Below are 12,938 nucleotides of genomic sequence, written 5' to 3'. Positions count from 1 at the left end.
GGCGGCGCCGGCGCGGCGCTGTGATTATCAGATGGGGCTGCCGTGGCGCTTGCGATAGCCTTCCATGAAGCGCGCGATACGTCCGAACGCTTCCGTCATGTCGTCGGTGTTCGGCAGGAACACGACGCGGAAGTGGTCGGGCGCAATCCAGTTGAATCCGGTGCCCTGGACTATCAGTACTTTGGTTTCTGCCAGCAAGTCGTAGGCGAATTGCTGGTCGTCCGCGATCGGGTAGATCTTCGGATCAAGACGCGGGAACATGTACAGCGCCGCTTTCGGCTTGACGCAAGTGACGCCCGGAATCTCGGTCAGCAGCTTGTAAGCCAGGTCGCGTTGCTTTAACAGGCGCCCGCCGGGGCCCACCAGGTCTTGTATGCTCTGGTAGCCGCCGAGCGCAGTCTGGATGGCAAACTGGCCCGGCGCGTTTGCGCACAAACGCATCGAGGCCAGCATGTTCAGGCCCTCGATGTAATCTTTTGCATGGCGTTTCTCGCCCGACACCACCATCCAGCCGGCGCGGTAGCCGCAGGCGCGGTAGTTCTTCGACAGGCCGTTGAAGGTCACCATCAGCACGTCGTCCGCCAGCGAGGCGATCGAGGTGTGCTGGGCTTCATCGTACAGCACCTTGTCGTAGATTTCGTCGGCGTAGATGATCAGCTGGTGCTGGCGCGCCAGTTCGATGATCTGCTGCAGCACTTCCACCGGGTACAGCGCGCCGGTGGGGTTGTTCGGGTTGATGACGACGATGGCCTTGGTGTTGCTGGTGATCTTGCGGCGCATGTCCTCGATGTCGGGGAACCAGTCCTGCTGCTCGTCGCACACGTAGTGCACCGGGGTGCCGCCGGACAGGCTCACGGCGGCGGTCCACAGCGGATAGTCGGGCGCCGGCACCAGCACTTCGTCGCCGGTGTTGAGCAGCGCGTTCATCGACATGACGATCAGTTCGGATGCGCCGTTGCCCAGGTAGATGTCGTCGATCGCCACGCCGGCGATGTTCTTGCCCTGCGTATAATGCATCACCGCCTTGCGCGGCGCGAACATGCCCTTGGAATCGGTGTAGCCGGCCGCGCCGTGCAGGTTGACCATCATGTCGTGCACGATTTCGTCCGGCGGATCGAAGCCGAACACGGCCAGGTTGCCGATGTTCAGTTTGGTGATCTTGTGGCCTTCTTCTTCCATCTGCCGCGCCTTCTCCGGCACGGGGCCGCGGATTTCATAGCAAACTTCGGCCAGCTTGTTCGACTTGTTAATCGGTCGCAAAATCTAATCCTATCCAGATAAAGGGGCGATGCGCGCAAATGGTGCATTGCGAAAATACCCATTCTGCCGAAAGCGCTTGATTAAATCAACCTTCGCGGGCCGCAGATCAAGGGAAAACGTTACAATAACGGTCTGAATCGCGTCCCTTTACGCCACTTTACGTACAGATACTTACGCATAAACTTTATTATGAAGCTCCACCCCAACAGCACCCAGGCCTACCAGACCGTTACCGGCTACTTCGCCGGCGGTGTGGAAATCAACGCCCAGCCCTACGACTACAGCCTGATCGTGCTGCCGGAAGCGCCGCCGCGCGCCTGGCCGGTGGCCAGTTTCGAGCAGCTGACGGTCGAGCATTTTGAACAACTGCTGGCCGACGCGCCGGACGTGGTCATCCTCGGCACCGGCGAGCGCCAGCGCTTCGTGCACCCGAAGCTGAGCGCGCCGCTGGTGAGCAAGCACATCGGCGTGGAGTGCATGGACACCAACGCCGCCTGCCGCACCTACAACATCCTGATGGCCGAAGGCCGCAAGGTGACGTTGGCGCTCATCATCGAAAAGCAATAACAAATATCAACCGAACAAGCTTGAATAACAGTAATTCGTCCCCATCTACGCGCCGCTGGGTACGCTGCCAGCACCAACAATGCCCACGCACCAGCGCCACCGTCCAGGAGAGCACCTGTGGCTGATAGCCCATCCGTAGCAACCGTCGCCGACTTTTCCGCCGCCATGACCAGCGGCCAGACCTTCCAGCTGTCCGGCCGCCCGGCCAAGCACACCGTGCTGTTCTTCTATCCAAAGGACAACACCCCAGGTTGCACGACGGAAAACATGGCCTTCCGCGACCTGCACGAGCAATTCCAGGCCGCCGGCGCCGAAATCTACGGCATCAGCCGCGACTCGCTGAAGTCGCACGAGAACTTCAAAGCCAAGCTGGGCCTGCCCTTCGAGCTCATTTCCGACCCCGACGAAGCCGTGTGCCAGGCCTTCGGCGTGATGAAGATGAAGCAGATGTACGGCAAGACCGTGCGCGGCGTCGAGCGCAGCACGTTTGTGATTGACGGTAGCGGCCGATTGGTGAAAGAATGGAGAGGCGTGAAGGTTCCCGGTCACGTCGATGAAGTACTGGAATTTGTAAAATCATAGAGCACATAACCCTGATTTTGAGTCTGCAAAGTTCTCCCACCAACTGTACCCGGTGGCTGCGGCCACCAACCGGTACATTCAACGGGCGTTACCCGCCCGCGGCAGTTCTTATATTTCTTTTCGTCAGCATCCACCCCATGCGCCGCTATCTGCGCGGCGTGTCCAATGGGCGGACCCTTCCAGCATTTTTTAGATCGAGATCCTGATGCCACTGCCAAAACTGCCTACCAAGCCGGCAACCCTGTTGCTCGCGAAAGATTACCCGAAGGCCAGCGGCGTTCGTCCCCAGCCTTTGCCCGTTGTTGAACTGGCGCCTGCCGCACCGAAAAAAGCCGTCAAGGCGGCGCCTGCGGCCAAGGCCGCCAAAGCTGTTGTTGTACCCGCTGTTGTCCCTGTCCCTGCACCTGTAGCGCAGGTGGCCGCAGCCGCGCCCGCCAAGGCGCCGGCAAAACCGAAGAAAGCCGCGCTGCTGCAGGCCGCGCCTGCGCCGGCCGCCGCTCCCGCCGCACCGGCGCCGAAGGCCAAGTCGCCGCGCGGCAAATCCGCGCCGGTGCTGGTCGAAGCGCCGCATCCCGCCAAGCACAAGCCTGTCGAGGTGGTGCTGAAATCGTCCACCAGCCGCCACGCCGACCAGGAAGGCAGCACCAAGCTGTTCGTGCTCGACACCAACGTGCTGATGCACGATCCATCGTCGCTGTTCCGCTTTGAAGAACACGACGTCTACCTGCCGATGATGACGCTGGAAGAGTTGGACAACCACAAGAAAGGCATGACCGAAGTGGCGCGCAATGCACGCCAGGTTTCGCGCACGCTGGACGCGCTGGTGGGCAGCACCGACGACGACGCCATCGAAAGCGGCATCCCGCTGTCCAAGCTGGGCAACAAGGACGCCAAGGGCCGCCTGTTCTTCCAGACCAAGCTGCAGATCGCCGAACTGCCGTCCAGCCTGCCGCAAGGCAAGGCCGACAACCAGATCCTCGGCGTGGTGCGTTCGCTGGAAGACGAGCAGCCGGGCCGCGCCGTAGTGCTGGTGTCGAAAGACATCAACATGCGCATCAAGGCGCGCGCGCTGGGCCTGCCGGCGGAAGACTACTTCAACGACCACGTGCTGGAAGACACCGACCTGCTGTACTCGGGCATCGTCCAGCTGCCGGACGACTTCTGGAACAAGCACGGCAAGGACATGGAATCCTGGCAGGAGAACAAGAACGGCCAGAGCGCCACGTTCTACCGCGTCACCGGCCCCGTCATCCCGACCCTGCTGGTGAACCAGTTCGTGTTCCTGGAGCCGGCCAACGGCGAGGCGCCGTTCTACGGCCAGGTCAAGCAGATCAACGGCAAGACCGCCGTGCTGCAAACCCTGCGCGACTACAGCCACAACAAGAACAGCGTGTGGGGCGTGACCGCGCGCAACCGCGAGCAGAACTTCGCGCTGAACCTGCTGATGAACCCGGAGTGCGACTTCGTCACGCTGCTGGGCCAGGCCGGCACCGGCAAGACCCTGCTGGCCTTGGCGGCCGGCCTGGCGCAAGTGCTGGAGACCAAGCTGTACAACGAGATCATCGTCACCCGCGTCACGGTGCCGGTGGGCGAGGACATCGGCTTCCTGCCGGGCACCGAGGAAGAGAAGATGTCGCCGTGGATGGGCGCCTTCGACGACAACCTGGAAGTGCTGAACAAGTCCGACAGCGACGGCGGCGAATGGGGCCGCGCGGCGACGCAGGACCTGATCCGCTCGCGCATCAAGATCAAGTCGCTCAACTTCATGCGCGGCCGCACCTTCGTCAACAAGTTCCTGATCATCGACGAGGCGCAGAACTTGACGCCGAAGCAGGTCAAGACCCTGGTGACGCGCGCCGGCCCGGGCACCAAGATCCTCTGCCTGGGCAACATCGCGCAGATCGACACGCCGTACCTGACCGAAGGTTCGAGCGGCCTGACCTACGTGGTGGACCGCTTCAAAGGCTGGTCCCACAGCGGCCACGTGACCCTGGCGCGCGGCGAACGCTCGCGCCTGGCCGACCACGCTAGCGACGTGCTGTAACACCCCGCTGCGGCCCGCGCCGCGGCATCGGCATCCCCGCCGGCTTCAACGCCGATCAAGCCCCGCCCGCTTCACCGCGCGCGGGGCTTTTTTTATTTGCCTTGACCTTCCCATCGTGGGAAGGCCTACAGTAAACACATCACAACAAGGAGGTCGATATGTATCAGCTGCAAGTGGAAGAGATGAGCTGCGGGCATTGCGTGGCGAGCGTGACCAAGGCGGTAAAGGCGGTCGATGCACAGGCGTCGGTCGAGGTTGATCTGGCCGCCGGGCAGGTGAAGGTGGAGTCCAGCGCGGCGCTGGAGGCGGTGAAGGCCGCCATCGCCGGCGCGGGCTTCCCGGTCAGCGCGGCGCGGTAAGCTGCACAGCCAGCCTCATTCCAGCTCGGGGTAGCGGCGGAAGATGCCGTCCTCGTTGAAGGGGATGCGGCGCCTGGAGGCCAGGTAGGCGGCGATGTTGGGGCGCCCGGCCACCATGCCGTGCAGCGCCACCAGGCCGGGCCAAGCGGGCTCCAGTTTCGCCATCGCTTTCGGGAAGGCGTAGCGCAGGCCTTCGATCAGCTGGAAGATCGACAGGTCCACGTAGCTGAGGCGCCTGCCCACCATGTGGCGGCCGCCGTTGTTTTGCAGGATGTGCTCGAAGTAGCCGAGGAACTTGGGAATGCGCTCGGCGGTGAAGTCGGCGGCGCGCTTCTTCGCTTCCTTCTTCTGGTCTTCGTAGTACAGATTGGTGGACACCGGGTGGTGCGTGTCGTGCGCTTCGTTGACGATGTCGGCGATGGTGAGCTGCAGCTGGTGCGCCCACAGCCAGCCCGCTTCGGCGCGCGGCGCCAGGCCGTGCCTGCGGCCCAGATAGAGCAGGATGTTGGCGGTCTGCCCGATCAGCAGCTCGCCCGCGCGCAGCACCGGCGGCGCAAACGCGGCGCGCACTTCTTCGGCCGGATCGATGGCCGCCTCGGTGGGCGGCATGCCGCCTTTGGCGCGCGCCACGTCCTTGTAGGCGGCGCCCGCCTCCTCCAGCGCCAGCCGCACGAATTCGCCTCGCCCCTGGATGGTGGGCCAGTAATACAGTTCATAAAACATCGCCCGCTCCCCGCATATTACTGAAACGGCCATCATGCCCGAAACCGGGCCAGCCCGGCGCGGCCAAGCAGTGGCCGAGCGGCGGCGGGCCCGCCCGGCTATAATCCCCGCATGCCTCCCGTCCCTCCCCTCGAACTCCACACCGTCCTCCTGATCGCAGCCGCCGGCCTGTTTGCCGGAGTGCAGAACGCCCTCGCGGGCGGCGGTTCCTTCATCACCTTCCCCACCCTGCTGCTGGCGGGCCTGAATCCGGTGGCGGCCAACATGACGTCCACCATCGCCATGTTCCCCAGCCAGACCACCTCCGCCATCGCCGGCCGCAAGCTGGTGGGCGGCGTGGGCGGGCTGTCGTTCAAGCAGCTGTTCGCCATCAGCGTAGTCGGCGGCGTGCTCGGCGCCATCCTGCTGATGGTGACACCGCCGGTGTTCTTCTCCAAACTGGTGCCCTGGCTGGTGCTGTTCGCCACCTCGGTGTTCGCCTGGGGCAGTTTCCGCAGCCAGCCGCTGCATGCGGTAAGCGGCATGCCGACCGGCGTGCTGGTGGCGGTGCAAAGCTGCATTGCGGTGTACGGCGGCTATTTCGGCGGCGGCATCGGCTTCCTGATGCTGGCCGCGCTCACCATCGCCGGCCAGCAGATCCGCATGGCTACGGCCACCAAGAACATGCTGGCCATGGCGATGAACGCGTCGGCGGCGGCGATCTTCGCCTTCTCGGGCATGATCAGCTGGCCCGCAGCGCTGGCGCTGTGCGCGGGCGGCATTGCGGGCGGCTTGTGCGGTTCCTGGCTGATCCACCGCATGCCGGAAAAACTGATGCGGGGCTTCGTGGTGGCGGTCGGCGCGGCGCTGACCGTGTGGATGTTTATTCGCTGAGCGTTTGCAGGATGGGGCAGTCGGGACGCTGGTCACCGTGGCAGCAGGACGCCAGCGTGGCGAGCGTGTCGCGCATCTCGCTCAGTTCGCGGATGCGCTGATTCAGCTCGTCCACGTGCGCCAGTGCAATGCGCTTGACGTCGGCGCTGGCGCGTGCGCTGTCCTGCCAGAGCGACAGCAGCTCGCGGATCTGCTCCAGCGAGAAGCCCAGCTTGCGGGCGCGCTTGATGAAGCGTAGCGCGTGCAGGTCCTTCTCGCCGTAGATGCGGTAGCCGGCCTCGCTGCGCCGGCTTTCACTGACCAGCCCTATGCTTTCATAGTAGCGGATCATCTTGGCGGTAACGCCCGATGCTTGCGCGGCCTGGCCGATATTCATCGCTTGCTCCCGGCTTAGCGTACTTCGCAGTCGACCGCGTTGGACTTGGGCTGCGAGGTGGTCCCGCTGACCGGCGGGGGAGCGGAGAATGCCGGCGGCGGCGTGAACAGGAGGCCCGGATTCTTCGGCACAATGACCGGCGGCTGCATGGGGTTCGGCGTGAAGCCGAACTGGCCAGCCGAAAATTGCTGCGCGCCGCCCCTGTTACTGACATTGATCAGGCCATCGATCACGTGCACGTACAGGCCGGGCGGCATGACCGCCGAGCTGGGCGGCGGCCGTATCGGCAGTTGCGCCAGTTGCAGCGGCGCGATCGGCATCACGCTGTCGCCCAGCGCGGCGGTGCTGGCGTTGAGCCAAGCTTGCAGCGAAGCCATGCCGCGTTGCTCCTCCTCCGGTACATACTCGGCGATGAAGGTGGTGCCGCGGATGCCGATGGTGGCGCTAGGCGTCTTCAGTTCGAACTTTTCCTTGTTGCGCTTGCCCAGCAGGCCGGTGACCGAACGCAGGCCGCCTTTCACCAGGCTGAAATTGGCGCTGTCTTCATCCGGCTTGGCGTTGTCGAAGGCGTAGCTGTCGATCTTCATCGTGGTGGCCGGCTTAAGCGTGATTTCGCTATTGTCGATGAAACGCACCAGGGCGTATGTGTTCTTTTCCGTCACCAGCGTATCGCCGCTTTCGACTTCGGACTTGAGCGACAGGATCTTGACCGCGCCGCTGGCCTTGCGCGCCATCAGCGGGCCGCTCAGCTGCACCACGGTGCCCGCAACTTGCGCCGCCAGGGCCAGGGTGCAACTGCACCACAGAACCAGCAGCAGCAAGGCTTTAGTTGCAGTACAGTTTTTTAACTGGCTCATTTTTGATTCCCGGTTTGTCGTTTGAGGCGAGTTCTTTTGTGTCCGATTTGCTGTCGGTCTTGTCGTCCGGCGTGGAGGACGCGGCGGCCGGGCCGCCGGTTTCCGAACGCGGAGTGCCGGCGGTGACGGTCTTGATGACTTCATTGGCCGCCAGTTGCACCGGCTTGACCGGCTCGCTGGCGGTTGGCGGCGACAGCACCTGGCACAGCGCCGAATTCGGCGCGATGGTGCAGATGTCCGCGCTCGGCGGCGGCGTAACCACCGGCGGTGTCACAGGCGGCGTGACCGGTGGCGTTACCACGGGCGGCTCGACCGGCGGCGTGACGACCGGCGGCGTGACGACGGGCGGCGTGACGACGGGCGGCGTCACTACGGGCGGCGTCACCGGCGGTTCGACGGGCGGAGTGACCACGGGTGGCGTCACCACTGGCGGCGTCACCGGCGGCTCGACCGGCGGCGTTACCACCGGCGGCGTTACCACGGGCGGCGTCACCGGCGGCGTGACCACCGGCGGCTCGACTGGCGGCGTCACGACTGGGGGCTCCACCGGCGGCGTCACCACCGGCGGCGTCACCGGCGGGTTCTGGTTTGCCTGGGTGACCAGCTTGCCCGGCGCGGTCTGCACCGTGGAACTGCTCAAGCCCTGGATGGACGCGCCGGCGGTCAGCGTAACGCTGCCGCTGCCGGAGCTGACCAGGGCGCCGCTGCCGAAACTCAGCACGTCTGTGGCGGCGCCGCTGGAACCTGCCACCAGCTCGATATCGCCAGAATCGGTGCGCACCGCACCGTTGATGGTCAGCGGGCTATGCGCGGCCAGGGTCACCTTGCCGGTGCCTGCGCTCACGGTGCCCGCAGCGTCCAGCAGCGTGGCGCCGGTATTGTGCAGCGTGATGGAACCGCCGTTGCCACTGGCCAGCATGAGCTTCTTGATAGTCAACTGGCCCGCTTGCGACGATGCCGGATTGGCCGCGTAGTTGACGTTGTTGATGTCGATCGAATGGCTGCCGCTGCTGGCCGTGCTCTGCGCGGACAGTTGCGACACCACCGTCGAAAGCGCGTTGCCGGCGGCGCCGATACTGCCGCTGGCGGTCATATCCAGCGCGCCGGCGGTGATCTTGCCGCCGCCGTTGCTGATGGCGCCCGCCTTCAGCACCAGCGTGCCGGCGCTTGCAACCACGTCGCCCGCCACCGACAAATCCTGCGCCGTATTCAGTTGCAGCGTATCCGCCTGGATCGCGGCCAGCTCGGCGGCCGACAGCATCAAGGCGCCGGTGCTGCCGTTACTGCTGCCGCCGCCCAGCTGGATGCCGGCGGTGTCGCTATAGGTGGACAGGCTGGCCAGGCCGCTGGCGGTGATGGCGCCCGCCGTGCTACCCAGATCCATATTATCCGAACGCAGCAGGACGTTCTGCGCACCCAGCCTGCCGCCTGCGCCGAACTCGATGCCAGCCGTGCTGCCGTAGGTGCCAAGCGACAGCGTGCCGTTGGCGCTGCTGGCCTGCACCGTGCTGTTGATGGCGATGTCGCCCCCGCTTTCGATAAAGAGGTTGCGCACCTTGCCCAGTTCCAGCGCGTCGGCCACGACCACGCCGCCGCCGGTGCCGCTGCTGCCGATGTTCAGGTTCAGCGCCGATACGCGCCCCAGGTCCGCCGGAGCCAGCGTCAGCTTGCCCGCGTCGGCGGTGTTCGATACCAGGATGGCGCGGTCCGCCGTGTACGGCACGAAGGACACCGAGGTGCCCTCGCCCGCACCGCCGCCGTCCACGCTGCCCAGCAGGCTGACGTTGTCCGCCATGAAGAAGAACAGCGGCGAATAGGCCGCATCGGAACTGCCCGTCAAACTGCCGTTGGCGCCGATCACGATGCTGCCGCCGGCCCTGTTGGTGTGCAGGTCCGCGTCGCCCAGGCCGACATGTACGGCCGCGTTCAGCGCCACGCTGGCGCCGCTCAGCACCAGGTTGCCGCCGTTGGTGGACAGGGCGCTATTGATGTTCACCGCGCCGGAACCGGTGGCGGTGTCGCCCAGGTTGGCCTGCAGGATGACCGGGCCGCCATTGGTGGTCAGCGCCGCGTTGACGTTGATGTTGCCGCCCGCCTGCGCCGACACGCCCACGCCCTGCGCCGCGATGTTGACGGCGTCCACAAAGGTGATGTCGCGGCGCGCTTGCAGCGCCACATGGGTGGTGGCGCTATTGATGGTCTCCGGCGCGATCGACGTGATGCCGCTCGCCTCGCCGGCGCCGAAATTGGCCACGTCCTCGCGCGTGGCGGTGCCGCCGGTGGCGATGGTAATGAATTCAGGATCCAGCAGCCACAGGCCGGCCTTCCCGCCCTGCGCCTGCGCGCGGGTATCGACGCGCACGCCGTCCACGTCCAGGAAATGGCCCGAGGTTTCCACCAGGCCGCCGTTGCCGCCCGCGCGGCCGCCGCGCGCCGACAGCATGCCGTGCGCGCGCGCCGCCTGGTCGCCCCAGACGATGATCTTGCCGCCGTCGCCGAACGCGGTGGCGTCGGCCGAAACGCTGGCGCTCTGGCTGACGAAGCTGAACTGCGCGTTCGGCACCGCCGCGTTTTTCCCCTGGTAGTCGCCGCCGATCAGCACCGTGCCGCCGCCGGCCGCGCCGCTGGCGTCCACCGCCGCGTCGCCCGCCAGGCCCACGCGCTCGCCCAGCAGCTGGATCTCGCCGCCCTTGCCCGCGCTGTTGGCGGCGCTGGTCTGGCTGCCCCCTTCCAGCAAGGTGGTACCGTTGACGCCGCTGGCTTTCAGCACGATCTTGCCGTTGGCGCCCAGCGCCGCGCTGTCCGCGTTGACGCGCCCGCGCTGGTTCACCAGCGCGCCGTAAATGCCGACCTTGCCGCCGGCCGCCAGCACCTGGCCCAGGTTCAGCGCCTGGTCCGCCGGCGCCGACAGCACCACGTGCACGTCCGGGTTGGCCGAGTCGACCAGTTGCACGCTCTTGCCCGCAGCCAGCACCACCTCGCCCTGCGGCGAGGTGATCACGCCGCTGTTCTCCACGCTGGAGCCAATCAGGTAGACCTGGCCGCCGCCCGGCGTGGTGATGCTGCCCTGGTTGACCACCTTGCCCGCGCCGTCGCCGCTGAAGTGCAGTTTGCCGGTCAGGAAGTCGTTATTGCTGATGGCCAGGCTGGAGGCCACCAGGCCGTTTACGTCCACCCGCGCATCCTTGCCGAACAACACGCCGTTCGGGTTGATCAGGTAAACCTTGCCGTTCGACTGCAGCGAGCCGAGGATCTTGCTGGGGTCCTGGCCGACGATGCGGTTCAGCACCTTGCTGTCGCCGCCCTGCTGGATGAAGCGGGTGATCTCGCCGGCATTGATGGAGAAGCTCTGCCAGTTGATGATGGTGTTGGGCGTGTTCGTAATCGAAAACACGTTGCCTTGCTGGCTGAATTGCGCCTGCCCCGCCACCACTTGCGGCGCCATGGGATGGGCATGCGCGGCTGCGCCAAAACAGGCGGCCACGGTGGCCGCCAGCAGTTTGCGCTTCAGATTAAGGTGGCTTGGAAAATACGCTCGCATCATCTAACTCATTCAATAAGACAGTCCCAGCCGCACATGCAGCCGGTTGGCGCTACCGCGCCCTGTTGCGCCCGCCTGGACCACATGGCCGTAGTCGAGCTGCAGGTTAAGGTAAGCGGCCATCAGCACGCGCAGGCCGAGGCCGGTGCTGCCTATCGTGGTGCTGTCCAGTTCGCCGGGCAGCGCATGGTTGCGCGTGAGGTGGGCGGTGTCGTAGAAGGCCAGCGCGCGGCACTGCCAGCGCTCGCTCTTGCAGAAATTCGGCGTGTACAGCTCCAGGTTGCCGCTCACGCCCTTGTCGTTGGATATTTCGCGCTCGGCAAAGCCGCGCACCGAACTGGCGCCGCCGGCGCCGAACTGCTCGCCGGGAATCAGCGCGTCCGCCGTGTACTGCCCGTTGACGATGGCGCGCACCTGCCAGTCCTGCGGCAGGCTGCGGCTGTAGCTGCCCGACAGGCGCAGCAGGTTGTAGTCGGTTTTGGCGCCCGTGCGTGCGCGCGTGAATTCGGCCTGCCCGCCGCGCGAACCGCCGGACACGTTGTGCAGCACGGTCACCGAGCCGCCCAGTTCGCCGAACGCGGCGCTCCAGTTGGCCACGTAGTTCACGCTCAGCGGATGCACCGTCACGTCGTTGCCCAGTTCGGTGCCCAGCGCCACCACGCTGTTCTTGAAGGCCTTGTGATCCACGCCGTACACCATGCGCGATTCAAGCTTGCCGCGCTTGGCCAGGCCCTGCGTATAGCGGGCGCCCAGCACGGTGCCCTTGCCGCTCAACGCCAGGTCGATCAGGCCGGCCGAGACGGTGCCCGAATCGACGTTGGAATAGCTGCCGAAGAAGTCCAGCGAGTCGCCCTGGCTGTAGAGCGGAATGTGGTAGCCCACGCCGTACACCTTCACGCGGCCCGGTTCTTCGGCGGTGGTAGTGTACTGCAGGCTGGCCACGTGGTCGCGTCCCCACAGGTTGGCGTTTTGCAGCATGAAGCCCAGGTGGGTCTTGCCGGTTTGTCCGGTGCCGGTGTTGTCGGCATTGAGCATGCCTTTCCAGGCGCTCTCGTCGGTCACTTCAAGGCGCGCGTCGACCTCGCCGTCGGTGTCGCCGCTTTGCAGCTTCAGGTTGACCTTTTTGGACGGGTTCTCGTTGGCCAGGCGCAGGTTGTTGGACACCTCGTTCAGGTTGGGCGTGCGGCCTTCCTGCAGCGCGGGCAGGCTGCGGCGGATATTGGCCTCGTCGAAATAGCGGTTGTTCTGCACTTTGACGCGGCCGATCCTGGTTTCCACCACTTTCAGCAGCACCACGCCCTGATTCAGCTCCTGCTCCGGCAACTCCACCGTCACCACGTTGTAGCCGCGCGCGTGATACGCCGCTTCCAGTGCCTCCAGCGCGCGCTGCACGTCGCCGAAGTCGCGCCGCTGGCCCGTAAACGGCGCCACCAGGCGCTCCACCTCGGCCTGGGGCAGCAGGGTGTTGCCCTTCACGTCGAAGCGGCTGATCTCGAATCGGATGTCGTTGCCGGGCTCTTGCGCACAGGCGGCGCTAACTGCGGCGGCTAGCAAGGTGCCCGCGAAAACGCGCGCTAGTTTCAATGTCATATAGGCTCTTGGAGTTGTTTTGGTGCTGCGCTGGTGCGATTATTACCCAGGACCAAGGCAATTCCGCTGATTTTGCTGAAAAATCAAGGATATTGTCGTTCCAGAAGACACATCCAGTGTGCCGATGGCGAAATGCTAGCACGAATTGGCAATTTAATTCCCAATT

General features: G+C 65.1%; 11 protein-coding genes. 5 read left to right on the top strand and 6 right to left on the bottom strand.

The genetic code is table 11. The annotated features are described in order from the left end of the window. Positions 1-27 precede the first annotated feature (27 nt). Complete coding sequence (locus AC56DV_RS18920) at positions 28-1,260, bottom strand: pyridoxal phosphate-dependent aminotransferase (protein WP_496315789.1); 1,233 nt, start codon at positions 1,258-1,260, stop codon at positions 28-30. A 189-nt stretch (positions 1,261-1,449) separates the two neighbouring features. On the opposite strand from AC56DV_RS18920, the gene AC56DV_RS18915 reads away from it, so the two are divergent. The 4 genes from AC56DV_RS18915 (at position 1,450) to AC56DV_RS18900 (ending at position 4,812) form a co-directional block, all read left to right on the top strand. After that, positions 1,450-1,827 (top strand): Mth938-like domain-containing protein, encoded by a 378-nt coding sequence (locus AC56DV_RS18915; RefSeq protein WP_496315788.1) that lies wholly within the window; start codon positions 1,450-1,452, stop codon positions 1,825-1,827. A 117-nt stretch (positions 1,828-1,944) separates the two neighbouring features. Beyond that, on the top strand, positions 1,945-2,409 hold the full coding sequence (locus tag AC56DV_RS18910) for a peroxiredoxin (RefSeq protein WP_496315787.1): 465 nt from the start codon (positions 1,945-1,947) through the stop codon (positions 2,407-2,409). A 205-nt stretch (positions 2,410-2,614) separates the two neighbouring features. After that, positions 2,615-4,453: a PhoH family protein gene (locus AC56DV_RS18905; protein WP_496315786.1), complete on the top strand. Its 1,839-nt coding sequence runs from the start codon at positions 2,615-2,617 to the stop codon at positions 4,451-4,453. A gap of 158 nt (positions 4,454-4,611) precedes the next feature. After that, positions 4,612-4,812, top strand: coding sequence for a heavy-metal-associated domain-containing protein (locus AC56DV_RS18900; protein ID WP_496315785.1), 201 nt, complete (start codon positions 4,612-4,614; stop codon positions 4,810-4,812). A gap of 15 nt (positions 4,813-4,827) precedes the next feature. On the opposite strand, the gene AC56DV_RS18895 is transcribed toward AC56DV_RS18900, so the two are convergent. Continuing rightward, complete coding sequence (locus tag AC56DV_RS18895; protein ID WP_496315784.1) at positions 4,828-5,535, bottom strand: glutathione S-transferase; 708 nt, start codon at positions 5,533-5,535, stop codon at positions 4,828-4,830. A 111-nt stretch (positions 5,536-5,646) separates the two neighbouring features. On the opposite strand from AC56DV_RS18895, the gene AC56DV_RS18890 reads away from it, so the two are divergent. Then, positions 5,647-6,408 carry a sulfite exporter TauE/SafE family protein gene (locus AC56DV_RS18890; RefSeq protein ID WP_496315783.1) on the top strand — a complete coding sequence of 254 codons (762 nt, stop codon included), beginning with the start codon at positions 5,647-5,649 and terminating at the stop codon, positions 6,406-6,408. Here AC56DV_RS18890 and cueR read toward each other — a convergent pair. From cueR to AC56DV_RS18870, 4 genes are read right to left on the bottom strand one after another with little or no spacing between them, the layout of a single operon-like run. Further along, a complete protein-coding gene (gene cueR, locus AC56DV_RS18885) occupies positions 6,398-6,784 on the bottom strand; it encodes a Cu(I)-responsive transcriptional regulator (protein WP_496315782.1) in 387 nt (128 codons plus the stop codon). The two genes, AC56DV_RS18890 and cueR, sit on opposite strands and share 11 nt — an antisense overlap. Positions 6,785-6,798: 14 nt before the next feature. Then, positions 6,799-7,641: a FecR family protein gene (locus AC56DV_RS18880; RefSeq protein WP_496315781.1), complete on the bottom strand. Its 843-nt coding sequence runs from the start codon at positions 7,639-7,641 to the stop codon at positions 6,799-6,801. Further along, entirely contained in the window at positions 7,610-11,185 is a 3,576-nt protein-coding gene (locus AC56DV_RS18875; RefSeq protein WP_496315780.1) for a two-partner secretion domain-containing protein, read from the bottom strand. The genes AC56DV_RS18880 and AC56DV_RS18875 overlap by 32 nt, the downstream gene beginning before the upstream one ends. A 9-nt stretch (positions 11,186-11,194) precedes the next feature. Then, entirely contained in the window at positions 11,195-12,772 is a 1,578-nt protein-coding gene (locus tag AC56DV_RS18870; protein ID WP_496315779.1) for a ShlB/FhaC/HecB family hemolysin secretion/activation protein, read from the bottom strand. Positions 12,773-12,938 lie beyond the last annotated feature (166 nt).

It is taken from the genome of Massilia sp. BGA-UO-ETr-WB1, from assembly GCF_059567845.1.
Note: the sequence above shows the minus strand (reverse complement) of the source record. Positions and strands in the feature narration are given on the sequence as shown.